Here is a 22,883-nt window from a genome sequence, read left to right on the forward strand (position 1 = left end):
CCTTATTCATTCCTCCAAACATTCAAGTGCTCCCCCACCTCTGCGTGCGGGTCTTGATGATAATGTGTTGTATATTCCACGAGCCGGATCCGGCAGCCGGGACCAATGAAGACATCCCCGCCGCGCACGACATCGGCTACGGTATTTTCCAAGCGAATGACATCCCCTTCAATCATCTTCGCCTGCAGCGCTGGTGTCCCCCAGGGCTTAAACAACGACACCCACTTCCACGTGGGGTGCGGGGCGATGCGGATTTGCCCGCCGACGATTTCACCGGCCTCACTACGTCCGAACATCGCAAGCTCCACTCGCTCGGCGTTGATCGTACCTTGGGTTTGCACGGACCCTCTCAGGCGTAACCGCTCGGCTTGGCAGTCGCCGTTCAACTCGCAGCTTCCGAACAGTCCGATCTCCTCTCCTGCGATGCAGCCATCGATGCGGATTTCTCCATTCAGCTTGGCTTTGCCGGCTTGAAGGCTGCCCCGGACGTTAAGGGTGCCGGTGAGGTTCAGCTCTTCTCCGCGCATCGGTCCGGTGACTGCAATCGTACCTGTCGCCTTGACGGTCTCGGCACGCAAGCCTCCATCAACCTCCAGCGTCCCCGTGCAACTTAAGCTGCGACAATCTACATCTCCGTTGATTTCGCCTTCGCCGACAATTTTGACTTTATTAAAAAACCCGCCGTTTGACGTCCCGTTGCCGACGATTTTCAAATCGGCGCTGCGGTCTTGCATGACTTGTTCAGCCATCCCCAATCCCTCCTTCGTGATCCTTCGTTTTATTTCTGTTCCGCGTGCCCGACCGAAGCCTGCGGCGAAACCTCATAGTGTTCCTTATACTCCACGCGGCCAATCTCGCAGTCCGGTCCAATCACTACCGAGTTGCCGCGTACCACTTCGGCTTTCGTCCCCGCTAACCGTATGTCATCGCCCTCGATCACATCGGCCGTTAACCGGGAAGCCCACAGCGGGGAGATATAGTCCAGCAGTCGTTTGCCTTTGCGTTGGCGGACTACGATCTGTTCCCCGCCGATTTCCTTGGCATGGCAAGGGCCTTCCAAATCAATCTTCAGCTTTCCCGCATTCAGCATCCCGCCAACCTGAATTTGGCCGTATACCTCCGCGGTTTCAAATTCGGCATTGCCTTCCAGCTTTAATGCGCCGTCCACCTTGGCCGTTTCTCCGATCACAGAGCCCCTGGCTTGGAGCATCCCCCGGACATGCAGCGAGTTGCATCGTACATCGTTGCCGACTTTAAACATCCCATCCAACTCGAATTTGCCGCCCTGCAGCAACCCATCCGAGGAACCGGTGCCGTTGAGGCTGAATTCGTCCGCATGGATCGTTCCTTTGATTTTCAGCGTTCCATTGGCAGTAAGCGCCTCGCACGTAATGTCTCCGTTCAGCCTAGCAATGCCCTCGGCTTGGATTTCACGGTACGCGCCGCCGGATGCCTGACCTACGCCGTTAATTTTCAAATCCTTAACGCTTCGTTCCGCCATTATCCTTCACTCCCGCTCACTAAAAGTTTTAATTCCTCTGTGCAGCGCGCCAGCGATAACCGAACGATCGTCCGGACACTGCGGTCTACATAGATGTCTCCATCCCCCGGCACCAGGATAAAAGCGGCTACCCCCATTTTACGGATGAGATGCACGCCGCATTCCTGCCCGGCCAAGCCCGGTAAATGATCCTCGAGCGCCTGAACTAATAAACGCCCTTCCTCCAGGGAAATATCCCCGCTTTGCAGCAGCTTGTCGAGCACGTAGACGATCAACATCTGATCGAAGCCAAAGTTCGGCTGCGCCTCTTTCTTCTCTGTGGTCTCCATATATAAGTTCAATGATGTTGATGTAACAATGTTTCGTTCCAAAAGTTCGCCTGCGCTTAAACGGATATCCTTCGGACTCCCCGAGAAGACGTCCGCCAGAGCATCCAGCGATAAATCATCCTTCATGCCCAGAATGCGGTCAATGCGCTGCAGGATTTTTTCCCTTGGAAAATACGTTTCCTGCCCGGTAAAAGACGATTTGCGGATAAACCACTGCTCCGGGATCAGGTTCTTGCGCTTCCAGCGGTACAACTGTCCATACGAAATGCCCGTCAGATCCAGCAATTCCTTCTTGGAAATCAAATCCTCATTCATTGTCATGCTCCTTTCATTGCACACACAGCGTAACATAACATTGTTACGTTGTAAAGCAGGCGTGAATGGAGATCGATCCAAGTCGTTGCTGCTATTCATCTTAATCGACCCTTTGGTCTTCTCCATCCGTCTCGGGGCGGATTTATGCGCCCGGCCCGGGGTGGAAATCCGGCAAAAAATGCCCCTTCGCCACGAACTGTGACTAGGGGCATGAACTGCATTGATTCGATGTTTATCCCTTTAGAGCTTAAACCGGTCGATCTGAGCATGCATATCCGCTGCCATTCGCGCCAAGCCTTCCGATGCGGAAGAGATCTCCTCCATCGACGCCAGCTGTTCCTGGGTTGCGGCCGTCACCTCTTGCAGGCCCTCCATGCTGCTGGCCGAGGTCGCCGCGATTTGTTCGACCGCGTGAGCGATTTGATCGGCACTCGCTGACATTTGTTGCGTAATGGCCGACACTTCGTGAATTTGCTCCGAAATCCGCTGCGTCGACCGCTCGATCGCTTGGAAAGCCGTTTGCGCTTCCTCTGTCACGGCTCTTCCTCGCTCGACATTCGTATTCACCTTATGATTCATCACTTCATAGGCTTTGCTCGTAAGTTCGGTCATCTGCCCGATGGTCCGCTGAATCAATTCCGCCGTCGCTCCGGACTGCTCCGCCAATTTACGCACTTCGCCCGCTACCACGGCGAAGCCGCGTCCTTCCTCGCCGGCACGCGCCGCTTCGATCGCTGCATTTAGCGCCAGCAGATTGGTTTGGTTGGCAATCTCCGTAATCGCGCTGCTCATTCCGGCAACCTGTCCGCTGAGCTCATTCATCTGATGCAGGATCTCCGCCGATTCCAGCGTCGACCGGCGAATCTCTTCCATTTGCAATCCGACGAGGTTCACCTTCCCGCTGCCCTCCCGGACATCCTCTACCGTTTGCAACGACGACTCAACGATGAGACCGGACGCGTCCGCGATTTTCCGGATGCCTTGGGACATTTCATCCATCGTCTTGGCGCTGTCTAATGAAGCGGTCGCTTGTTTCTCCGCATGATCCGAAGCGACCGAGGCTAGCTGGGCGACATGCTCCACTGCCTTGGCATTCTGCTCCGTTCCTGCAGTAAATTCTTCGCTTGAAGCTGCTAGTTGGCTGGCCGTTTCAGACATCTCCCGTACCATTTCCCGCAGAGAGGCCAACATGCCGTTGTAGTTCGCGGTCAGCTCACCGATCTCGTCCTTACGCTTCGTGGCTACATCCTCGTTCAAGTAACCTTCACTCACCCGTTTGGCCGAGCGGTTGAGCTGCTCGATCGGGCGCGTGATGCTCAAAATCACGATGATGAGCAAGGTGCCCGCAACGACCATGGAGACGCCCAGAACAATCAAGGAAGTCCACATGATCGGCTTCGAGGCGTCCCGGAATTCCTGCACATCCAGAACGCCAACAATTTTGAACCCGGTGAGTTGGTTGGTCGTAAAATACGCACTTTCTTCCTTCCCGGTTTCTGGATCGGTGTAATTCAGATAGTCCGATTCCACCTCATGGATTTTCGCCAGATGTTCACCTGAAGCCTCTTCACCAACCGTTTTGGTTGGATGCGAGACAAACTTGTTCGAACGGTCCAAGATATAAATGTACCCGCGTTCTCCCAAGTGAATGCTGCTGACGTCCGCATTCAGTTTTGCCAGGTCCAGGGCGACCGTGATCGCTCCTTGATGGTCTTTTAACGCGCGGCTGATATAAAGATTAAAATTACCGGTCGTCGCCGATACGAACGGATCAATGATTACCGTTTCCTCCGGGCTTTGCATCGAGGCGATGTACCAATCCCGTTTGCGCGGGTCATAGTCCTGTTTGCCAGGATCGGGGGCTTTCATCCACGCTCCGTTCTGATTGCCAACTACCAGATTCTCTAGCTCTGGATGTTTTTCTACGAAGAGGTCAATGAGTTTCCGCAGCTCCGGAGATTTGGCATCCACCTGGGCGGAATCGATTTGCTGCACCAGCTGCTCCACGTTGCGAACCTCTGCCTCCACGATATGGTTAATCGTATCATTCAACAGATTTACGCTCGATCGGGTGTTGTCATCCATTTGTTCATGTAACTGTTCGCTGGCGCGGGTATAGCTGGAGTAAGAGGTCGCCAGATTAGGGACCGCCAGCAGTACGGCAAAAATGATGAGCATCCGGTTGCGTAAGGTACGGACCTCCAGTAGTTGTCGAATCTGCATCCATCTTTTTTTCATCGTCGTTCTTCTCCTTTTATTTTGTAATGGGCATCCTGTGCTTCTTGTTGTCTGCCAAGGGTTGATCAACTACAAAACCGCGCCAATGTTGCTTCAGTCTGAGTCAATGCACCAAAATAAAAGGCTTGGCAAGATAAGTTATTACTATATTTCGACAAAAACCGACGAATCCTTTAGTATTTTCTGAAATTTTCATGAAATTTCCATAAAATTCAAAATGTACAGAAGACGCCCTCTCGAGGGCGTCGAAGCAAGGTAAATAAGAAAAACGCCTGGCGGCGTCCTTTTAAGTTCGTTCAACTGAGTTCATACGTGTAAAATGGCCGGGTGTGGGAGAAAAACTTATACCCGGCTATTTTCTTACATCGCTAATCCTGTACTCGTAACCATGAATTCCCTCGTAATATTCCGGGTACATGCCTCCTCCACATTCTTCGCAGCTGAATTGCGGAGGTACGGTTGGATCTCCATCATCCATCGCATCGAAATTCCGAACGACATTCAGCGGAATCTCTTCTGTTGTATGACATTGAAGACAAATGTAGGTTACTTTCGCTTTGCTATGCAGCCCGCTTTGCGGCTTTTTCTTTTCTTCGCTACCTTTCGTTTCTTTGACACCGGCGACATCCCGAATCATCCTCTCCAGACATGCCTTTGAGGTGGAGCACACCGCGTACTTCACCTTCAACTTCCCATCCTCAAGGCAGGCTTCTCCCTTGTATTCGTAATAACTTTCGCATTTTGGGCAACATGGCGGCTTCCCCGTCTGCTCCTTGATCCGTTCACTCCACGTTCTGCGTTTTAATATCCGCTTTGCCTTGACAATCCATCTTCTCGCGGCTTTTTGCCACTCACTGACTAACTTCTTGCACAGGCTCTTGATCCGCCGCGAATAAACCCCGTAGTAACGGATCGTTTTGAAGTTTTCATCCGGAATATGCCGCACAAGTCTACCCATAAATTCTTCTACCGAAATCGTCTCGGTCTTCTCTTCCCCGTCATTCTTATCCCGGTAACGAAATGTCACCTTTTCTCCGTCATACGCTTCGATCCGGCTAACCGCTATCGCTGGTCTTCTCATGTATCGCCCGATATACCCGAGTTGCTGCTTGACGTTCCCTTTCTGTTTCGGAGCATGCACATAAAAGCCTTCTCCGTTCTCGCAGTAAGCTTTTTGCAAACGGGACTGCACTTGCTTTTTCTCTTGTTCACTTAACTTTCGACGAATCAGCTTCAAAACAACCGTCTGCCATTGCTTACGCAGCATCTCGAACGGAATAAAATCGTATGTTTTCCACTCGCCGGTCTTCTTCATTCCTCCCATCGTTACAAGCATATGTACATGAGGATTGAAGTTAAGCCGTGCCCCAAACGTATGCAACCCGGCTACGATTCCGGGAGTTACCTTATGTTTCTTCTCAAAATGTTCTTTGACTAAGCGTACCGCTTCATCCATAAATTCTTTGAGTAATTTTGCCCGATGGAGCAGAAAGATTTCCCGTAATCCTTCGTCGATCGTGAAGACGACATGGCGGTGGTTGACTTGGAATACATCTTGTTCCAGGAGACGTGCCCATTCCTCTGTTTCTCCGCATGAACAGGTCGTACAGAATCTTCCTTTACAACGATACGGAACGAGCCGTAGGTCATGACATCCTTCACATACCATCAGCTTAAAACCGTTTCTGGGATCCCCGCATCGACGGAACTTCTCTACTTCTTTCCGCACATTGGCACGCAGCTTGCCACCATGTTTTGCCACAAACCGATCCCAGTGCCCTCGCTCATCAAAGAAGATTCGTTTCAAAATGTTCGTCTCCATATCCTAACCTTACCAAAAACAGAAATCAGGCGGAAGACCTGCTCCCACCCCAAAATTTATAAATTCTATAATGTTAAGAAAAACGCCTGACGGCGTCCTTTAGTTCGTACGATTTAGTTCATACGTGCAAAATAGCCGGGTGTGGGGAACAATCTACATCCGGCTTATTTTCTTACGTCACTAATCCTGTACTCGTAACCATGAATTCCTTTGTAATATTCCGGGTACATGCCTCCTCCACATTCCTCGCAGCGGAATTGCGGAGGTACTGTTGGATCTCCATCATCCATCGCATCGAAATTTCGAACGACATTCAGCGGAATCTCTTCTGTTGTATGACATTGAAGACAGATGTAGGTTACTTTCGCTTTGCTATGCAGCCCGCTTTGCGGCTTTTTCTTTTCTTCGCTACCTTTCGTTTCTTTGACACCGGCGACATCCCGAATCATCCTCTCCAGACATGCCTTTGAGGTGGAGCACACCGCGTACTTCACCTTCAACTTCCCATCCTCAAGGCAGGCTTCTCCCTTGTATTCGTAATAACTTTCGCATTTTGGGCAACATGGCGGCTTCCCCGTCTGCTCCTTGATCCGTTCACTCCACGTTCTGCGTTTTAATATCCGCTTTGCCTTGACAATCCATCTTCTCGCGGCTTTTTGCCACTCACTGACTAACTTCTTGCACAGGCTCTTGATCCGCCGCGAATAAACCCCGTAGTAACGGATCGTTTTGAAGTTTTCATCCGGAATATGCCGCACAAGTCTACCCATAAATTCTTCTACCGAAATCGTCTCGGTCTTCTCTTCCCCGTCATTCTTATCCCGGTAACGAAATGTCACCTTTTCTCCGTCATACGCTTCGATCCGGCTAACCGCTATCGCTGGTCTTCTCATGTATCGCCCGATATACCCGAGTTGCTGCTTGACGTTCCCTTTCTGTTTCGGAGCATGCACATAAAAGCCTTCTCCGTTCTCGCAGTAAGCTTTTTGCAAACGGGACTGCACTTGCTTTTTCTCTTGTTCACTTAACTTTCGACGAATCAGCTTCAAAACAACCGTCTGCCATTGCTTACGCAGCATCTCGAACGGAATAAAATCGTATGTTTTCCACTCGCCGGTCTTCTTCATTCCTCCCATCGTTACAAGCATATGTACATGAGGATTGAAGTTAAGCCGTGCCCCAAACGTATGCAACCCGGCTACGATTCCGGGAGTTACCTTATGTTTCTTCTCAAAATGTTCTTTGACTAAGCGTACCGCTTCATCCATAAATTCTTTGAGTAATTTTGCCCGATGGAGCAGAAAGATTTCCCGTAATCCTTCGTCGATCGTGAAGACGACATGGCGGTGGTTGACTTGGAATACATCTTGTTCCAGGAGACGTGCCCATTCCTCTGTTTCTCCGCATGAACAGGTCGTACAGAATCTTCCTTTACAACGATACGGAACGAGCCGTAGGTCATGACATCCTTCACATACCATCAGCTTAAAACCGTTTCTGGGATCCCCGCATCGACGGAACTTCTCTACTTCTTTCCGCACATTGGCACGCAGCTTGCCACCATGTTTTGCCACAAACCGATCCCAGTGCCCTCGCTCATCAAAGAAGATTCGTTTCAAGATGTTCGTCTCCATATCCTAACCTTACCAAAAACAGAAATCAGGCGGAAGACCTGCTTCCACCTCGAAATTTTATAAATTCTATAATGTTAAAAAAAACAGCCGTTCGTCTATCGACGAAGGCTGTTTCCGAGCTTTGCCTGCGAATTGGCTAATCGCTTATTTACTTTTTTCCAGATACTCTTGCGTCCATTGGCGGCCCGCTGCCAGCTTGCTCTCTGCACGTTCAATGGCGGCCGTCACTTGAGCGGTGGCTGTCCCGCCATACACGTTGCGGGCATTCACGACAGTCTCCGGCTGCAGCACGTCATAAATGGTTTCGTCAAACAATTGCGAAAACTGCTTGAACTCGTCTAACGTCAGATCCAGCAGGTATTTGCCATTTTGGATGCAGTATAGGACGGTTTTGCCGATAACTTCGTGCGCCTGACGGAACGGCAGACCCTTGCTTGCCAGGAAGTCGGCAATGTCGGTGGCGTTGGAGAAGTCCTGGTTGACCGCTTCGCGCATCCGCTCCTTGTTCACCTTCATCGTGGCGATCATCGGCGCGAACAGCTGCAGCGCTCCTTGCAGCGTGGCGACGGTGTCGAACATGCCTTCCTTGTCCTCCTGCATGTCCTTGTTGTACGCCAGCGGCAGTGACTTCAGCACGGTTAACAGGCCCATCAGGTTGCCGTAGACCCGGCCGGTTTTGCCGCGGACCAGCTCCGGGACGTCCGGGTTTTTCTTCTGCGGCATAATGCTGCTGCCGGTGCAAAACGCATCGTCCAGTTCGATGAAGCGAAATTCGGTGCTGCTCCACAGGACCAGCTCCTCGCTGAGACGTGAGAGGTGCATCATCAGAATGGAGGCGTTGGCGAGAAACTCGACGATAAAGTCACGGTCGCTCACGGCATCCAGACTGTTTTCATACACCCCGTCAAAATGCAGCTGCTCGGCTACAAAATGGCGGTCGATCGGGAACGTCGTGCCGGCCAGTGCCCCCGCGCCCAGCGGCAGCACATTGATCCGCTTGTAGCTGTCCTGCAGGCGCTCGATATCGCGTTGGAACATCGACACGTACGCCAGCAAATGATGGGCGAACAGGATCGGCTGCGCCCGCTGCAGATGGGTGTAGCCCGGCACAATCGTGTCGAGGTTCGCTTTGGCTTGTCCCAGCAGCGCCTCCTGCAGTTCCTGCAACAGGCCCACGAATTCGACCACCCGCTTGCGCAGGTAAAGGTGCATGTCCGTCGCTACCTGGTCGTTGCGGCTGCGCCCGGTGTGCAGCTTCCCGCCAACCGGCCCCACCTCGTCGATCAGTTGCTTCTCAATGTTCATATGGATGTCTTCGTCCGACACGGAATATTCCATCTCGCCGCGGCGGATCTTCAGCAGAACCTGATGCAAGCCTTCCTTGATCTTCTCGACATCCTCTTCCGGCAAGATCCCGCATTTGCCCAGCATGGTAACATGCGCGAGACTTCCTTGCACATCCTCCTCCGCCAACGCTTTATCAAACCCGATGGAGGCGGTATACTCCTCAACTAAACGGTTGGTCTGCTTCGTAAAGCGGCCACCCCACAGCTTGCTCACCTGACCCACTCCTTAACTCGAAACTTGATTGCTATTTCCAATCAATTCAGAACAGAAACAGAAGGAAATGTATTCGAAATTTCGACTACATTTCCTCGCGAACAATCGAAATTGTAGATTCTATTCGAAAAATCATACACATTCCCGCCTCATCCCCGCAAAAAGCTCAATTATATACGAAATTTCATACACATTGGGGTCTAATCGCTAAAAATCGGCGAATTGTATTCAATTTTTCGAATAGATTTTGGGTACACCCTTTACTTGCCGCTGTTTTGCGCCACACCCGCGCCAACTTTCAGACGCAGCGCGTTCAGATGGATGAAGCCGGTGGCGTCGCCTTGGTCGTACGCTTGCGTAGGATCGGCCTCCATCGTAGCGATATCCGGGTTGTACAAGCTGACTGGACTCTTCACGCCGGCGGCGATGATGTTGCCTTTGTACAGCTTCACGCGCACCGTACCTGTTACATTCTTCTGGCTCTCCGTCACCAGCGCTTGCAGCGCCAAGCGTTCCGGCGCAAACCAGAAGCCGTTGTAGACGAGCGTGCTGTAACGGGTGATCAGGCTGTCGCGCAGGTTCATGACCTCGCGGTCCATCGTCAGCGATTCCATTTTGCGATGAGCCGTGAACAGAATCGTTCCGCCCGGCGTCTCATATACCCCGCGGCTCTTCATGCCGACAAACCGGTTCTCCACCATGTCGACGCGGCCGATGCCATGTTTGCCGCCCAGCTCATTCAGCTTCTCCATGACCCCAAGCGGGCTCAACCGTTCGCCATTGAGGGCTACGCAGTTCCCTTGCTCGAACTCCAGCTCCAGATACTCCGGTTGATCCGGGGCATCCTCCGGCGACACGCTGAGCAGGTACATGTCTTTGTTTTCCGGGGCGGATGCGTCAAACCACGGATCTTCCAACACGCCGCTTTCATAGCTGATATGCAGCAGGTTGCGGTCCATCGAGTAAGGCTTCGCTGCAGAGGCTGTTACTGGAATGCCATTCGCTTCTGCATAGGCGATCATTTCAGCGCGTCCCGGGAAGCGATCGCGGAACTCGCTCAACCGCCAAGGGGCAATCACGCGAATTTCCGGCGCCAACGCCGCTGCTGCCAGCTCAAAGCGCACTTGGTCGTTGCCTTTGCCGGTGGCGCCGTGAGCGATCGCCGTTGCGCCTTCCGCGCGGGCGATTTCCACCATGCGCTTCGCGATCAGCGGACGGGCGATGCTGGTGCCCAGCAGATATTGCCCCTCATACAAAGCGCCCGCCTGGAACATCGGATAGATGAAGTCCTTAGCGAATTCGTCGCGCAGATCATCGATGTATACTTTGGAAGCTCCCGTTGCCAAAGCCTTCGCTTCAAGCCCGTCCAGCTCTTCCTTCTGGCCGATGTCGGCCGTAAACGCGATAATTTCCGCATCGTATGTTTCTTTTAACCACTTTAGAATGACCGACGTATCCAGGCCCCCGGAGTATGCCAGTACGATTTTTTCCTTTGCCATGATTCCTAGTCCTCCCGAATAAAATTATCCCATCAATGCGGCCATCAGCGCCTTTTGCGCATGCAACCGATTCTCGGCCTGATCAAAAATAATCGAATGCGGCCCGTCGATCACGCCTTCGCTTACTTCCTCGCCCCGATGGGCCGGCAGGCAATGCATAAAGACGTAATCCGGCTTCGCATACCGCGCCAGCTGCTCGTCGACCTGGTAATTGCGGAAGGCCGCTTCGCGGATCTTCTGCTCTTCCTCGAAGCCCATGCTCGCCCACACGTCGGTGTAAATGGCGTCCGCCTCTTGCACCGCCGCCTTCGGATCGCGCACCACCTCGATGACTGCGCCCGTCGCTTTGGCGATTTCCTGCGCCTCCGCAACGATCTGCGGATCCGGTTCATACCCTTCCGGGCTGGCCACGGACACGTGGACACCTAGCTTCGCCCCGCCGATCATCAGCGAGTGCGCCATGTTGTTGCCGTCGCCAACGTACGCCAGCTTAAGGCCCTGCAGCTTGCCCTTATGCTCATACAGCGTCTGATAGTCAGCCAGCACCTGGCACGGATGGGCCAAGTCGCTAAGTCCATTAATGACCGGTACGGTAGCATAGCGGGCCAGATCAGCCACCTTATCATGACCGAAGGTCCGAATCATGATCCCGTCCAGGTAGCGCGACATGACCCCCGCCGTATCGGCGATCGTTTCGCCGCGTCCAAGTTGGATGTCGTTTTTGCTGAGAAACAGCGCATGACCTCCCAACTGATACGTCCCCACTTCAAAAGACACCCGTGTCCGCGTTGACGATTTTTCAAAAATCAGCCCGACGGTTTTTCCCAGCAGCGGTTGGTACACCTCGCCGTTCTTCTGCTTGCGCTTGAGCTCAATCGCCAAATCGATCAAATAGTGGATCTCGTCGGTTGAATAATCCGTCAGCTCGATAAAATCGCGGCCGCTTAAATTCATGCTGCTGCGTTTCGATGGTTCCAGCAAAGTCATTGATTAGTTCCCCTCCTTGGAAGTATAAGCGGCGATGACGTCTGCCAAAATCGCTACGGCCTGGTCGATCTCTTCCTTCGACACCTTGAGGTTCGGCAACAGCCGAATGACCTCAGGGCCGGCGGTGACGAACAGCAGTCCATGTTGTTGTCCGAGCAGTACGATGTCGCCCACCGGTCCGGCGCACCCAATGCCGATCAGCAAGCCTTTGCCGCGCACTTCTTGGACGAACGGCTCGTCCTTAAATGTCTCCTTCAGGAGGCCCGTCAAATATTCGCCCATCTCCGCGGCATGTTCCGGAATCCGCTCCTCCTGCATCGTCTCCAGCGTGGCAATGATTGCCGACGTGACGATCGGATTGCCGCCAAATGTAGACGCATGGCTGCCCGGAGGAAACGCTTCGCGTAAATACTCTTTAGCCAGCATTGCTCCGGCTGGCAAGCCGCTGGCAATCCCTTTCGCCAATGTAAAAATATCCGGCTCGATGCCGTAATGCTGATGCGCAAACCATTTGCCCGTACGGCCCATGCCGGTTTGGACCTCGTCGATGATGAGCAGCAGCCCCTCTGCCTTGCACAGCTCAGACAGCTCTTGCACGAACGCCGGCTCCACCGGGTACACACCGCCTTCGGCTTGCACCATTTCCAGCATCACTGCCGCCGTTTGCGGGCCGATCGCTGCTTTCAGTGCTGGCAGGTCATGCAGAGGTACGGACTTGAAGCCTTCAGGAAGCGGTAGAAAACCGTCCTTGACCTTCTGCTGGCCGGTCGCGGTCAGCGTAGCCAACGTCCGCCCATGGAAGGATTGGTTGAACGTAATCATCTCGAAGCGGTTCGTTCCTTTCACCTTTTGATGGTAGCGCCGCGCCAGCTTGATCGCCGCTTCGTTTGCTTCGGCGCCGCTGTTGCAGAAGAAAACGACGTCCGCGCAGCTAATCTCCGTCAGCTTCCGCGCTGCAGCTTCCTGCTGCGGAATATGGAACAGGTTGCTCACATGCCAGAGCTCATCCAGCTGAGCCTTCACCTTGGCCGCCACCTTCTCCGGGGCATGCCCCAGGTTGGCGACCGCAAGACCGCTCATGAAATCAAGGTAGCGGTTGCCTTTGTCGTCCCACAGCCAGCTGCCTTTCCCTTTAACCAAATGAATCGGGTACCGGGCATAACTTGGGAACAACGCGCTGGGGCTGCTCCCTTCCGCCGCAGCTGCTACGGCGTTTGCTCCGGTGCCCGGAGCCGTTGTTGCTTCTTTCAGATCACTTTGCGCCATCGTTTTTTCCACTCCCATCTACTTAATTACTAATATAACCTTCCGACATCCGCTTCGCTACGCCATCCGCACGATTCGGGTACCGATGCGTTCCCCGGACAGCACTTTTCCGAGTACGCCCGGCTCGTTGCCGCCTACAATCACTGCTTCCTTGACACTGCCGCTGATGCAAGCCACGGCGGCGCGCACCTTCGGGATCATTCCGCCGTAAATTTCCCCGGTGGAGATCATATCCTCGATTTGCTGTACGGTAATGGAATCGAGTACTTTTCTTTCGGTTCCGGTCATTTTCAAAATTCCGGGCACATCGGTGACGACGATCATACGTGAAACCCCCAGTGCCGAAGCAACCGCTCCTGCGGCCGTGTCCGCGTTGATGTTATAACGTTGTGCTCCGCTGGCATCAATACCAACGGGAGCAATTACCGGAATGTAGCCGAGATCCAGTACGCCGCGGATCAAATCCGCGTTAACACCCGTCACATCCCCAACGAATCCGACTTCCTTGCTGTTCGCAACCGGCTTCGCCTGCAGCAAGCCGCCGTCCACGCCGGACAAGCCCAGCGCTTTCCCGCCGTTCTGGGCGATGCGGCGCACGATCATCTTGTTAATACTGCCGGCCAGCACCATTTCCACGACGTCCAGGACTTCATCCGTCGTATAACGCAGTCCGTCGACGAACGTGCTCTCAATCCCCAGCTTACCGAGGTTCTCCGAAATGGCTGGGCCGCCGCCATGGACGATCACCGGGTTTGCCCCTTCTTTTTGCAGCTTCACCAAGTCGGCAAAAAAAGAATTCGGCAGCTCCGCGAGCGTGCTGCCGCCACATTTCATCACAAACATTAGTCTGCCTGCTCCTTTCCGGAGTTCATCTCATCTGATAAATGATTTAGGATATGAATTCAAATTAAGTGCGATAAGCCGCGTTAATCCGGACGTAGTCATAGGTCAAATCGCAGCCCCAGGCGGTGGCTTCGCCTTGGCCGTTATGCAGGTCAACAGAGATGTTGATCGTGTCGCCTTTCAGGTAAGCAAGCGCCACATCCTCATCGAAAGGAACCGGACGCGAGCCCTCCAACACGACGATGTCCCCCAGCTTGATGTCCACCGTCTCTGGGTTGACCGGCTCTCCCGCACGGCCGACCGCAGCGATGATGCGGCCCCAGTTGGCGTCGGCGCCAAACACCGCCGACTTCACGAGGCTCGAGCCAACGATCGTCTTCGCGATCGCGCGAGCCGAATTATCGCTTACGGCGCCGCGCACCGTCACCTCGACGAGACGTGTTGCGCCTTCCCCATCGCGGGCGATCGCCTTGGCTAACGTCTCGCACACGTGGCGGAACGCCGCAGCGAACACGTCCCAGTCGGCATGCCCGGGTGACAGCTCCCGGTTGCCAGCCAGCCCGCTCGCCATCGCCAGCAGCATATCGTTCGTGCTCGTATCGCCATCAACGGTGATCATGTTAAACGTCACGTCGGTCGTTTGCCCGAGCAGGCTTTGCAGCGCCTGTGGCTCAATCGCGGCGTCGGTCGTGACGAACGCCAGCATCGTGGCCATGTTCGGATGGATCATGCCCGAGCCCTTGGCAGCCCCCGCGATCGTCACCTCGCGGCCGTCCACGTCAAGCTTCACGCACACCTCTTTCTTCACGAGGTCCGTGGTCAAAATCGCCTGGCAGAACTGCTCGGCCCCCTCGCCGTTCGCTGCCACCGCCGCCGGCAATCCAGCGATGCCGGCGCGGACGCGGTCCATCGGCAATAGCTCGCCGATGACGCCGGTGGAGGCTACGGCGACTTCGTGTTCGCCGAGCCCAAACGCCTCCGCCGCCGCAGCGCGCATCGCGTACGCGTCGGCTTCGCCTTGCACGCCGGTGCACGCGTTGGCGTTGCCGCTGTTGACGACGACGGCCCGCAGCCGCTGCCCGCTGGACGCGACGCTCTCACGCGTCACTTTCAGCGGCGCCGCCTGGAAGACGTTCGTCGTATAAACAGCGGCGGCTACCGCCGGCACCTCGCAGAGGATTGCGCCGAGATCGTTGCGGGTCGTCTTCTTCAGACCGCAATGCAGCCCGCCGGCCTGAAAGCCTTTTGGCGTGGTGATGCTCCCCTCCGGCGCTGCACGAAATAAACTAACCACTCCCATGACGTACTCCTTTCACAAGCCTAAATAAGTTGATATCTCCCTATGGGTAAACCGGTGTGAACTTCAAGCCGGTCGTTTCCTCCCAGCCCATCATCAGGTTCAAATTCTGAATCGCTTGCCCCGCCGCGCCTTTGACCAAATTATCAATGACGGACACGATCGTCAGCCGACCTGTACGTGCATCCGCCGCAAAGCCGATGTCGCAAAAGTTCGAGCCGAACACTTCCTTGGTCGCCGGCCACTTGCCTTTGTCCCGGATGCGGACGAACGGACGTCCTTCGTAATATTGACGGTACAGCTGGATCAAATCTTCCTCTGTATAGGCGCCCTTCAACGTGGCGTACATCGTGCACATAATCCCCCGCGTCATCGGCGTCAGGTGCGTCGTGAACGTCACCGTGACCGGTTCACCGGTGATTTTCCCTAAGGTTTGCTCGATCTCTGGGATGTGCTGGTGCTTGTTGACCTTATATACTTTCATATTTTCATTGATTTCCGCGTAATGGTTTGTCAGGTTCATGCCCCGGCCCGCGCCGGATACACCCGACTTGGCATCGATGATGATGCTGCCCGGATCAATCCAGCCTGCACTCAGCGCCGGGATCAGACCAAGCAGCGTAGCGGTTGGATAGCAGCCCGGGTTGGAGACGAACTCCTTGCCTTTCACCTCATCGCCGTAAATCTCCGCCAAGCCATACACCGCCTGCTCAAGCAACGCTGCTGCCGGAGCCTCATGTTTATACCAAGCCTCGTATTCACGGCCGTCTTTGAGCCGAAAATCACCGGACAAATCAATAACCTTCAGTCCAACCTCCAGCAGCTGCGGCACCAGCTTCGTGCTGACCCCGGATGGCGTTGCGGTAAATACCACATCGACCTTCGTCGCAAGCTCCTCCGGATTCAAGCCGTCCAGCGGCTGAACGATGATCTCGGATAAATGCGGGAACCCGTCCGTTAAGGGCTCTCCCGCGCTAGAAACGGAAATCACCGAAGCGATCTCCACATGCGGATGTCCCCATAAAAAACGAATCAGCTCCACGCCCCCATACCCCGTGGAACCGACGATGGCTACTTTTATTTTCTCCCCGTTCACAATGCTAACCTCGCTTCCTCTCCCGTTGGATCAAGCCTATGAAATCAACAATATGCATCATTCCGTTGTAAATATGTATTATTATACGGCTGAACTTATATAAATACAACAACTCTCACAAAAAATTTACCCTCGCATGTCAGGCCTCTCTCGCCGTCCACAACTTTTGTGCAAGGTCTGAATCAGGTATATTTAGAAGGTGCTCATGTACCGCATAGAAGGAGGAGAAGCAGAAGCACCATGTCGAACGAAAAAACGATCGCATTCGTATACGCTCATCCCGATGATGAAACATTTGGGTGTTCTTATTTAATCCGGCAAATCGCCGATGAAGGAGGCAAGGCGGTGCTGCTGACCGCCACCCGGGGAGACGCGGGTAAAACCGGTCGCTTAGGGGAAATGACACGCGAACAGTTAGCTGCCCGCAGGGATCAGGAGTTGGCCAAAGCCGCCGAGATCCTCGGCATCTCCGTTGTCGAGCAGCTGGGGCTGCCGGACGGCAAGCTGAAGGAGGCGGACCCGGCGATGCTGCGGGAGAAGATTGCCGACTTCTTGTGGCGCCATCAGGCGGAGGTCGTCGTGACGTTCCCGGAAGACGGCCTATCCGGACACCCGGATCATATCGTCATCCATCACGCCGTAAACGATGTCGTTTTTGGCGGCCAAGCGCCTACCGTGCAGAAATTGTATTATAACCAACTGGGATCGTATACTTCGGATCATTCCAGCGTGCTGCGCATGGCGGCCGGCAACCGTTGGGAAGCCAAACGCCAAGCCCTGGCCGCCCATGAGTCGCAAATTTGGAGCGTGGAGCGGGTATTTGGCGTTTTAGGACCGCAGGTACCGCCGCATCACCAATTCGAGTCATTTGAGCTGATCTGGGAGCGGGGCGAACGGTATCCACAAAAAAACGAGCAGTCTATCTATGATGGCTTGGTTTGAAAGCGACCCCCAAACAATAACCGTCCGAATCAATTCGGACGGTTTATTTCTATTTTGCGGGTATGTTCTTTTTCGGGGCATGCGTCTCCCCGGACGTATTAGATTCTCCGGACCCCTTTTACACCATTATCCCGTTCGATCAGAGCAAGAAACACTTCTTGATGAATGATCTGCACAGGTCAGTTCACCCCTGCCCTAACGATCATCTCCTGAAGGAAAGGGATAATGGTGCAAAAAAGCCCAGCAGAGTTCCCCCATGCCGAGCTTATCCCCTTTGGTCAGCCAGCACCGGAGAGATCAACCAACTACCAGAAGTCACTGCTCTCCCTGCACCCTTTTAAACCCTTCCCCCAATACCTCATGTGCATTCGTGATGATGACAAAGGCATTGGGATCCAGCGTCTGTACCAACGTCTTGAGCCGCGTGACTTCGCTCTGCCCTACAACGACCATCAGCACGGTCCGCGCATCGCCGGTGTACCCGCCGTGACCGTCCAGCTTAGTCAGCCCCCGGTCCAGGTGAGTGAGCACAGCCTGCGAGATCTCCTCCGTCCGGTCGGCAATAATGTAAGCGACCTTCGTGTAATTGAAGCCCAGCTCGATGGCATCGATGATTTTACCGGTGATGTACAGTCCGATCAGGGCATAGAGCGCTTTTTCCGGGGTCAGCAAAAATAACGCCAACACAATCACAATCCCGTCCATCATCACAACGCAAACGGAGAGGCTGAGGCCGCTGTACTTTTGAATAATTTGCGCCAAGGTGGACAGCCCGCCGGTGGATCCCCGGCCTCGGAACACAATACCGAGTCCTATCCCCACCCCGATGCCTCCATATAACGAAGCCAGCAACGGATCTGTCGTTGGTACGGGAATGTCCCGTGTCAAAAAGACGAAGAACGGCAGCACCACCGTGCCCAGCAGAGAACGGATGGAGTAGTCCCGCCCGAGCAGCACGTAGCCTGCGATGAACAGCGGGATGTTCAGGGCCCATTGGGTGTAGGCTGGTTCGATTCCAAATTGCGACTGAACGATGATAGATAACCCCGAGACACCGCCCGAGGCGATATGACTGGGGACCAAAAACAAATTAAACGCCAAGGCAGTGATCAGCGAGCCTACGATAATCATCAACGTATCCAGCGTATGGCGTATGGGACCGGTGACCGGAATATAGTCTTGAAATCGGCGTTTGCGAACTATCGGCGGCATTGCTCCCCCTCCTTACTTGCATTTCATGAAATATGTAAAAATAGAAAAACCCACCCGTACCAAACGTGGCCAAGGTGGGTCGTATTTAGTAGCGGCTCGGGCGGGAAGGCACATCAAGGCGCTCCCGTCCCGCCGATTAGCTCTCCGTCTTAATCTGGCTGCGCAGATAACCGTCGATAAAAGCGTCCAGATCCCCGTCCATCACCGCGCCGACATTCCCCGTCTCCACGTTCGTCCGGTGATCCTTCACCATGCTGTACGGGTGGAACACGTACGAGCGGATTTGGCTGCCCCAGGCGATATCCGATTGCTCGCCGCGGATCTCATCCAACTCGCGTTGTTGCTCCTCGATCTTGCGTTCGTACAGCTTGGAGCGGAGCATCGTCATCGCCCGTTCTCGGTTCTTGATCTGTGAGCGTTCGTTCTGGCAGGTCACCACGATCCCGGTCGGGATGTGGGTAATCCGCACGGCCGAGTCGGTCGTGTTGATGTGCTGACCGCCGGCACCGCTGGCGCGGTACGTATCGATTTTTAAATCCTCATTACGGATTTCGATCTCCACGTCATCGCTGATCTCCGGCACGACGTCACAGGAGACGAACGACGTATGCCGGCGTCCGGAAGCGTCAAACGGCGAGATCCGCACCAGCCGGTGAACGCCCTTCTCCGCCTTCAGGTAGCCGTAGGCGTTGTAGCCTTTGATCAACAGCGTAACGCTCTTGATCCCGGCTTCGTCGCCCGGCAGGTAGTCCAGCGTCTCGACCTTAAAGCCACGTTTCTCCGCCCAGCGAGTATACATCCGCAGCAGCATTTGGCCCCAGTCCTGGGACTCGGTGCCGCCTGCGCCAGGATGCAACTCGAGAATCGCGTTCATTTTGTCGTACGGCTGGTTCAGCAGCAGCTGGAGCTCGAACTCCTCCAACTTCTTCACGAGCTTCTCTACGGAGTCTGCTACCTCCGCAGCCAGCGATTCATCGCCTTCTTCCTCGGCGAGCTCCGCCATCATTTCCAGCTCATCGTATTCGTTCTGCAGCGCCGTATATTGGTCCACCGAGGATTTTACCGCATTCATCTCCGCGATAATCCCTTGAGCTTTCTCGTTGTCGTCCCAGAAATCCGGTGCCGCCATTTTCTCCTCATAGTTGGCGATCATCTCTTGCTTCAGATCTAAGTCAAAGAGACCCCCTAAGGTTGGTTAATTTCTTTGCGATTTCGCGCATGTCTTGTTTCACGTTCGCATCGATCATACGGTAGATCACCTTTCTTTGTAAAAGTTTATTTGTAGCTGCCACTTTGGTTTAAAGGTAACGCCCTTTTTTACCCTTATTCAACTCCCGGGCACCGAATTTCAAAAAATAAGGACAAAATCTACCTTTATTTCATTCCTAAACCTGGAAAAACCCTGTTTTGAGCCATAGTCTGCAAAAATAAGGCCAAAAAACTCCCTTATTTACCAGACATCTGCCCAAAAAAGCAAAATAAGGCCCTTTTTTACCCCTATTTCGCCTGTGGCTGAACCAACGTCGAGGTGGCTACCTCGGATGAGCCAACATCGGCGCGGCCGCTGCGGCCGAGAACAGGTTTTCCCTCCAAACGGGGCAAAAGCGGGCAGCCTAAGGAAATCCTCAGGCTCCCCGCCGCACCCAGCTTATGCCGACATTATGCGTTTTGGCCGTGGCAGTGTTTGTACTTCTTGCCGCTGCCGCATGGGCACAAGTCGTTGCGGCCGATCGTTTCGCCGCGTTTGACTGGGCGTTTCTCTGCCGGCTCGCCGCTCGTGGTGATTTTGTTCTCATCCACGACCGCTTGGCGTTCCTGGTTCGTTTCGATCTGCGCCTTCATGATGTACGTCGCGACTTCTTCCTGAATGCTGGCGATCATCGCGTTGAACATCTCATAGCCTTCAAATTGATATTCGCGCAGCGGATCGGTACCGCCGTATGCACGAAGATGAATGCCTTGACGCAGCTGATCCATCGCGTCGATATGGTCCATCCATTTGCTGTCGACAGCACGGAGGGCGATAACCTTCTCGAACTCCCGTACCATTTCCGGACCAATCGCTTCTTCGCGAGCGTTGTATTTCGTCAGGACGCGTTCAAAAATATACTCGACCATCTCATTCGGCTCTTTGCCCCACAGATCGTCTTTCGTAATGGCGCCTTCGTCCAGCAGCTTGCTGTTGACGTAATCGGCAACCTCTTGCAGTTCCCAGTTCTCCGGCAGCTCGTCAGCGGTATGGGCTTCAACCACCCGTTCGATGACCGGCTTGATCATATCGAGAACGATTTGCTTAATGTTCTCCGATTCCAGTAGCTCACGGCGTTGTTTATAGATAATTTCGCGCTGTTGGTTCATGACGTCGTCATATTGCAGGACGACTTTGCGCACGTCGAAGTTGTTGCCTTCTACGCGTTTTTGCGCAGATTCGATCGCACGAGTGATCATCTTGCTCTCGATTGGTTGGTCTTCCTCGAAGCCAAGACGCTCCATCATGTTCAGCACGTTGTCCGCGCCAAACCGCTTCATCAGTTCATCGCCTAGCGACAGGTAGAATTGCGTGGAGCCTGGATCGCCCTGACGGCCGGCACGACCGCGCAGCTGGTTATCGATCCGGCGCGATTCGTGGCGTTCGGTACCTATGATATGCAGGCCACCTAATTCGGCCACGCCTTCGCCAAGCAAAATGTCGGTACCGCGGCCCGCCATGTTGGTAGCGATCGTCACGGAACCCGGTTCCCCTGCGTGAGAGATAATTTCGGCTTCCTCCGCATGGTATTTCGCGTTCAGCACCTTGTGCGGGATGCCTTTGCGCTTCAGCATCTCGGATACGCGTTCGGAGTTCTCGATCGAGATCGTACCGACGAGCACCGGTTGTTTTTTCTTATGGCGCTGAACAATTTCTTCGACAACCGCCTTGAACTTGCCGTCAACACTCTTGTAAACGACGTCCGGCAAGTCGATACGACGGTTCGGCCGGTTGGTCGGCACTTGCAGCACTTCGAGGCCGTAGATTTTCTTGAACTCTTCTTCCTCGGTCTTCGCTGTACCGGTCATCCCGGCCAGCTTGCGGTACATCCGGAAGTAGTTCTGGAACGTAATCGTCGCCAGCGTCATGCTTTCGTTCTGTACCTCGATGCCTTCTTTGGCTTCGATCGCCTGGTGCAGCCCGTCGCTGTAACGGCGACCTTGCATGATCCGGCCGGTAAATTCGTCGACGATCAGCACCTCATCATCGGTCACAACGTAATCGACGTCGCGGCGCATGATAACGTTCGCTTTAAGTGCCTGCACCACGTGGTGGTTCAGGGTAACGTGTTTATGATCGTACAAGTTATCAATGCCAAAAGCGCGTTCCGCTTTAGCGACCCCTTTTTCGGTCAGCGAAACGGCCTTTACTTTAATATCAACGGTATAATCTTCCTCCGGCGTCAGCGTCTTCACGAAACGATCGGCTGCATAATACAGCTCGGTGGATTTCTGAGCTTGGCCGGATATAATGAGCGGTGTCCGCGCTTCATCGATCAAAATGGAGTCCACTTCATCAATAATGCAATAATACAGCGGCCGCTGTACCATCTGTTCTTTGTAGAGCACCATGTTGTCGCGCAGATAGTCAAACCCAAATTCGTTGTTCGTGCCATACGTGATGTCGCAAGCGTAAGCTTCTTGTTTCTGCTCATGCTCCATGCCGTTGAGGTTCACCCCAACCGTCATGCCGAGGAAGTTGTAAATCTGCCCCATCTGCTGGCTATCGCGCTGTGCCAAATAGTCGTTGACGGTAACGACATGCACACCTTTCCCCAGGAGCGCATTCAAATAAACCGGCAGGGTTCCGACCAGCGTCTTCCCTTCACCGGTTTTCATCTCCGCAATCTTACCTTCATGAAGCGCCATGCCGCCGATCAGCTGCACATCAAAATGACGCATCCCCAGCGTGCGTTTCGAAGCTTCCCGTACTGTGGCAAAAGCTTCTGGCAACAGCTCATCCAGCGTCTCGCCTTTCTCGATCCGTTCCCGGAACTCGGCGGTTTTCCCTTTTAACTGCTCGTCCGAAAGCGCCTCAAATTGCGGTTCTAATGAATTAATATAATCGACCGTCTTCATCAGACGTTTGACATCACGTTCATTCGTGTCGCCAAATATCTTCTTTACTAATCCCAGCATGATTTACCCCTTTCACGCATAAACAGATGATTTGCCTAAATTGTAACAGTTTGTAAGGCACGCCGCAACACGCCCCGTCACGTCTGCATTGCGGTAAAGCGCCCTTGTATACGAATAAAGAGCCCTATCCGCGGGCGGATAAGGCTCGTTTCCTTTGCGTTAGTATCACAGGAAT

15 protein-coding genes and 2 pseudogenes are annotated in these 22,883 nt (G+C 53.9%); 1 reads left to right on the forward strand and 16 read right to left on the reverse strand.

Features of this window, described 5'->3' with window-relative positions:
* Positions 1-2 precede the first annotated feature (2 nt).
* The 13 genes and pseudogenes from U9M73_RS15305 to argC form a co-directional block, all read right to left on the reverse strand.
* Complete coding sequence (locus tag U9M73_RS15305; RefSeq protein ID WP_323077917.1) at positions 3-749, reverse strand: hypothetical protein; 747 nt, start codon at positions 747-749, stop codon at positions 3-5.
* Positions 750-778: 29 nt separating this feature from the next.
* Positions 779-1,501: a hypothetical protein gene (locus tag U9M73_RS15310; protein WP_323077918.1), complete on the reverse strand. Its 723-nt coding sequence runs from the start codon at positions 1,499-1,501 to the stop codon at positions 779-781.
* Complete coding sequence (locus U9M73_RS15315; RefSeq protein WP_260071096.1) at positions 1,501-2,145, reverse strand: YhbD family protein; 645 nt, start codon at positions 2,143-2,145, stop codon at positions 1,501-1,503. Before U9M73_RS15315 ends, U9M73_RS15310 begins: the two co-directional genes overlap by 1 nt.
* A gap of 240 nt (positions 2,146-2,385) precedes the next feature.
* A complete protein-coding gene (locus tag U9M73_RS15320; protein WP_323077919.1) occupies positions 2,386-4,383 on the reverse strand; it encodes a methyl-accepting chemotaxis protein in 1,998 nt (665 codons plus the stop codon).
* A gap of 580 nt (positions 4,384-4,963) precedes the next feature.
* A pseudogene (locus U9M73_RS15325) lies at positions 4,964-6,205 on the reverse strand (IS91 family transposase); the annotation flags it as partial.
* A gap of 392 nt (positions 6,206-6,597) precedes the next feature.
* Positions 6,598-7,839: pseudogene (locus U9M73_RS15330) on the reverse strand (IS91 family transposase); the annotation flags it as partial.
* A 144-nt stretch (positions 7,840-7,983) separates the two neighbouring features.
* The gene (gene argH / locus U9M73_RS15335) at positions 7,984-9,399 is read right to left on the reverse strand and encodes an argininosuccinate lyase (protein ID WP_323077922.1); all 1,416 of its coding nucleotides are present in this window, start codon (positions 9,397-9,399) and stop codon (positions 7,984-7,986) included.
* Between the two features lie 260 nt (positions 9,400-9,659).
* Positions 9,660-10,898, reverse strand: coding sequence for an argininosuccinate synthase (locus tag U9M73_RS15340; protein WP_009225376.1), 1,239 nt, complete (start codon positions 10,896-10,898; stop codon positions 9,660-9,662).
* A 24-nt stretch (positions 10,899-10,922) separates the two neighbouring features.
* Complete coding sequence (gene argF / locus U9M73_RS15345; RefSeq protein ID WP_323077923.1) at positions 10,923-11,885, reverse strand: ornithine carbamoyltransferase; 963 nt, start codon at positions 11,883-11,885, stop codon at positions 10,923-10,925.
* Positions 11,886-11,888: 3 nt separating this feature from the next.
* Complete coding sequence (locus U9M73_RS15350; protein WP_323077924.1) at positions 11,889-13,151, reverse strand: aspartate aminotransferase family protein; 1,263 nt, start codon at positions 13,149-13,151, stop codon at positions 11,889-11,891.
* A gap of 57 nt (positions 13,152-13,208) precedes the next feature.
* Positions 13,209-13,994, reverse strand: a complete 786-nt coding sequence (gene argB / locus U9M73_RS15355; protein WP_323077925.1) for an acetylglutamate kinase — start codon at positions 13,992-13,994, stop codon at positions 13,209-13,211.
* 64 nt (positions 13,995-14,058) lie between these two features.
* Positions 14,059-15,294, reverse strand: a complete 1,236-nt coding sequence (gene argJ / locus U9M73_RS15360; protein WP_323077926.1) for a bifunctional glutamate N-acetyltransferase/amino-acid acetyltransferase ArgJ — start codon at positions 15,292-15,294, stop codon at positions 14,059-14,061.
* 40 nt (positions 15,295-15,334) lie between these two features.
* Positions 15,335-16,387, reverse strand: a complete 1,053-nt coding sequence (gene argC / locus U9M73_RS15365; protein WP_407673934.1) for an N-acetyl-gamma-glutamyl-phosphate reductase — start codon at positions 16,385-16,387, stop codon at positions 15,335-15,337.
* Between the two features lie 240 nt (positions 16,388-16,627).
* On the opposite strand from argC, the gene U9M73_RS15370 reads away from it, so the two are divergent.
* Positions 16,628-17,329 carry a PIG-L deacetylase family protein gene (locus U9M73_RS15370; RefSeq protein WP_323077927.1) on the forward strand — a complete coding sequence of 234 codons (702 nt, stop codon included), beginning with the start codon at positions 16,628-16,630 and terminating at the stop codon, positions 17,327-17,329.
* Between the two features lie 315 nt (positions 17,330-17,644).
* On the opposite strand, the gene U9M73_RS15375 is transcribed toward U9M73_RS15370, so the two are convergent.
* From U9M73_RS15375 to secA, 3 genes are all read right to left on the reverse strand, one after another.
* Positions 17,645-18,541, reverse strand: a complete 897-nt coding sequence (locus U9M73_RS15375; protein ID WP_323077928.1) for a YitT family protein — start codon at positions 18,539-18,541, stop codon at positions 17,645-17,647.
* 136 nt (positions 18,542-18,677) lie between these two features.
* Positions 18,678-19,788 (reverse strand): peptide chain release factor 2 gene (gene prfB / locus U9M73_RS15380; RefSeq protein WP_157273444.1). Its coding sequence is split into 2 segments (ribosomal slippage): positions 18,678-19,715 and positions 19,717-19,788, totalling 1,110 coding nucleotides; the frame shifts between segments, so codons are not numbered across the junction.
* A gap of 412 nt (positions 19,789-20,200) precedes the next feature.
* Entirely contained in the window at positions 20,201-22,708 is a 2,508-nt protein-coding gene (gene secA, locus U9M73_RS15385) for a preprotein translocase subunit SecA (RefSeq protein ID WP_323077929.1), read from the reverse strand.
* Positions 22,709-22,883: the final 175 nt, after the last annotated feature.

Origin of the sequence: Paenibacillus phoenicis, from assembly GCF_034718895.1 — a bacterium.
GTDB lineage: Bacteria > Bacillota > Bacilli > Paenibacillales > Paenibacillaceae > Fontibacillus > Fontibacillus phoenicis.

What these genes read in the sequence shown, in the direction of transcription:
- U9M73_RS15305 (WP_323077917.1), bottom strand. Translation starts at nt 749, where the DNA reads ATGGCTGAACAAGTCATGCAAGACCGCAGCGCCGATTTGAAAATCGTC.
- U9M73_RS15310 (WP_323077918.1), bottom strand. Translation starts at nt 1,501, where the DNA reads ATGGCGGAACGAAGCGTTAAGGATTTGAAAATTAACGGCGTAGGTCAG.
- U9M73_RS15315 (WP_260071096.1), bottom strand. Translation starts at nt 2,145, where the DNA reads ATGAATGAGGATTTGATTTCCAAGAAGGAATTGCTGGATCTGACGGGC.
- U9M73_RS15320 (WP_323077919.1), bottom strand. Translation starts at nt 4,383, where the DNA reads ATGAAAAAAAGATGGATGCAGATTCGACAACTACTGGAGGTCCGTACC.
- U9M73_RS15340 (WP_009225376.1), bottom strand. Translation starts at nt 10,898, where the DNA reads ATGGCAAAGGAAAAAATCGTACTGGCATACTCCGGGGGCCTGGATACG.
- argF (WP_323077923.1), bottom strand. Translation starts at nt 11,885, where the DNA reads ATGACTTTGCTGGAACCATCGAAACGCAGCAGCATGAATTTAAGCGGC.
- U9M73_RS15350 (WP_323077924.1), bottom strand. Translation starts at nt 13,151, where the DNA reads ATGGCGCAAAGTGATCTGAAAGAAGCAACAACGGCTCCGGGCACCGGA.
- argB (WP_323077925.1), bottom strand. Translation starts at nt 13,994, where the DNA reads ATGTTTGTGATGAAATGTGGCGGCAGCACGCTCGCGGAGCTGCCGAAT.
- argJ (WP_323077926.1), bottom strand. Translation starts at nt 15,294, where the DNA reads ATGGGAGTGGTTAGTTTATTTCGTGCAGCGCCGGAGGGGAGCATCACC.
- U9M73_RS15370 (WP_323077927.1), top strand. Translation starts at nt 16,628, where the DNA reads ATGTCGAACGAAAAAACGATCGCATTCGTATACGCTCATCCCGATGAT.
- U9M73_RS15375 (WP_323077928.1), bottom strand. Translation starts at nt 18,541, where the DNA reads ATGCCGCCGATAGTTCGCAAACGCCGATTTCAAGACTATATTCCGGTC.
- secA (WP_323077929.1), bottom strand. Translation starts at nt 22,708, where the DNA reads ATGCTGGGATTAGTAAAGAAGATATTTGGCGACACGAATGAACGTGAT.